The sequence below is a fragment of the Nonomuraea sp. K271 genome (assembly GCF_009908215.1).
Lineage (GTDB): Bacteria > Actinomycetota > Actinomycetes > Streptosporangiales > Streptosporangiaceae > Nonomuraea > Nonomuraea longispora.
This window is the reverse complement of the sequence record NZ_JAAAHR010000353.1, coordinates 1-2,038: the sequence shown is the minus strand read 5'-3', so window position 1 is coordinate 2,038 and position 2,038 is coordinate 1. Positions and strand designations below refer to the sequence as shown.

Sequence of the window (2,038 nt, the reverse complement as noted above, 5' to 3'; positions counted from 1 at the left end):
GGCTCTTCGAACTTGATCGGGGTTTGAGGTCTCGCCGGGCGCAGAGGGCTTGAGAGGGCTCGTGACTCCCGGTGATTCTTCTTGTTGTCGAGGCAAGAAGATCACATAGAGAAGCCACGAGCATGGTCAACGATACGACGCTGCTGCTCGGTCTGGACGGGGTGGCCGTCACGAAGGTCGTCGCCGCAGGTGAGGGATCGCAGGAGGGGCCGGTGGTGCACCTGGCCACCGCGGATGAGCGGGCCAGATGCTGCCCGCAGTGCGGGTTGCCGCGGTCCGGATGAAGGAATGGGTGACCACCCGGCCGCGGGATCTACCGGTGGCAGGCCGGCGGTGTGGGTTGCGCCGGCGTAAGCGTCGCTGGTGCTGTGATCAGGCGTCCTGCCCGCGTCAGACGTTCACCGAGCAGGTGCCGCAGATCCCCGCGCGGTCGCGGCTGACGGTGCGATTACGCCAGGCCACTGGTGCCGCCGTGGGAGATGGCGGGCGAACGGTGATCCAGTCGGCGCGGGATCACGGGGTGTCCTGGCCGATCGTGTCAGCGGCGTTCACCGAGCATGCCCGCCGGGTGCTGCCCGCCCAGCCCGAAACGGTCACCGTGCTGGGTATCGACGAGGTCCGCCGGGGCCGTGCTCGCTGGGTGCTGGAGGAGGCCACCGGCACCTGGACGACGGCGGTGGATCGCTGGCATACCGGCTTCGTGGACCTGTCCGGTGAGCAGGGTCTGCTCGGTCAGGTAGAGGGCCGCACCATCGCCGCTGTCACCGGCTGGCTTAACGAACGTGACGCCTCTTGGCGGCGGCAGGTGGCCTTCGTCGCGATCGATATGTGCACCATCTTCAAGTCCGCCGTACGCGCCGTGTTGCCGCACGCCACGCTGGTGGTCGACCACTTCCACGTCGTGCAACTGGCCAACCAGGCGCTCACGGAGGTCCGCCGCCGCGTCACTGTGCAGATCCGTGGGCGGCGCGGCCGCAAGGGCAACCGCGAGTGGGAGCTGCGCAACCGGCTCACTCGCTCCGCGGCCCGGATGCACGGCTCCCAACTGGATCCGATGGTCGATGACCTGCCAGCTCTGCCCGTGCGGCTGGGCAGGCCGATCCTGGCCGCGTGGAACGCCAAGGAAGACCTGCTGGATCTGCTCGCCTTGGCCCGCACCCACCCCGACCGGAGCGTCATCGCCGATCGGCTGTTTCGCTTCTACGACCGCTGCGCCGCCTCCGGCCTGCCCGAACTTGAACGCCTGGCCACCACAATCGACACCTGGTGGCCGGAAATCCTCGCCTTTACCCGCACCGGCATCACCAACGCCGGCTCGGAAGGCACCAACCGCGTCATCAAGACCACCGCACGCGACGCCTACGGCTTCCGCAACCCCGAAAACCAGCGTCTGCGCACCCGCTGTGCCACCACCCGACGCGGACGCGGACACCTCAACCGAGCCTGAATTCGAAGAACCCGCACAGGCCGGCCGTCATTTAGTCTTCCGCTCATGCCGACACGTCTGTCACCCCGCCTCGCTGCGGTCGTGAATGCGCTTCCCCTTCAGCCGCACTCGCGTGTCCTCGAAATCGGGTGCGGGCCCGGGGCCGCCGCACGAGCGGTCGCAGCCCGACTCACCACCGGCCACATGCTGGCCATCGACAGATCCGCTGCCGCCATCGCCCAGGCAGAAGCCGCCGCGATAGACGAAATCACGTCCGGCCGCATGAGCGTCCGCCAGGTCGCGGGCGAAGACTTCGTCCTGCAGGCTCACGAAGAGCCGTACGACATCGTGTTCGCCGTTCGCGTTGGAGCCCTCGACGGGCGACATCCCGAGGTTGGTCAGCGGGTGCTCCAGCGCATCGCCGCAGCGACCACGGCAGAGGCCCGGCTTTTCATCGACGGTGGCGATCCGCTTCGTGAACTGCTCATCCCGCGGACTTGAGCCGACGGATCGGCTGCATGGGGTTTCGTCCCCAATCGAGGTCGGAAGACCGGTGCGCGGTTGACTCCGAGAAGCCGTGGATGGCCCAACCCCGACTGACTTCGAAGAGCC

General features: G+C 67.8%; 3 protein-coding genes. All 3 read left to right on the top strand.

Going from position 1 to position 2,038, the window contains the following annotated elements; all coding sequences use genetic code 11:
• Nucleotides 1-122 precede the first annotated feature (122 nt).
• From GUY59_RS48145 to GUY59_RS46840, 3 genes are read left to right on the top strand one after another with little or no spacing between them, the layout of a single operon-like run.
• Nucleotides 123-284, top strand: a complete 162-nt coding sequence (locus GUY59_RS48145) for a hypothetical protein (protein ID WP_201762179.1) — start codon at nt 123-125, stop codon at nt 282-284.
• Complete coding sequence (locus tag GUY59_RS46845) at nt 248-1,447, top strand: ISL3 family transposase (RefSeq protein ID WP_201762178.1); 1,200 nt, start codon at nt 248-250, stop codon at nt 1,445-1,447. The genes GUY59_RS48145 and GUY59_RS46845 overlap by 37 nt, the downstream gene beginning before the upstream one ends.
• Nucleotides 1,448-1,492: 45 nt before the next feature.
• Nucleotides 1,493-1,927 (top strand): class I SAM-dependent methyltransferase, encoded by a 435-nt coding sequence (locus GUY59_RS46840; protein ID WP_138208825.1) that lies wholly within the window; start codon nt 1,493-1,495, stop codon nt 1,925-1,927.
• Nucleotides 1,928-2,038 lie beyond the last annotated feature (111 nt).

Coding starts and splice junctions, on each gene's coding strand:
- GUY59_RS46845 (WP_201762178.1), top strand. CDS start 248: ATGCTGCCCGCAGTGCGGGTTGCCGCGGTCCGGATGAAGGAATGGGTG.
- GUY59_RS46840 (WP_138208825.1), top strand. CDS start 1,493: ATGCCGACACGTCTGTCACCCCGCCTCGCTGCGGTCGTGAATGCGCTT.
- GUY59_RS48145 (WP_201762179.1), top strand. CDS start 123: ATGGTCAACGATACGACGCTGCTGCTCGGTCTGGACGGGGTGGCCGTC.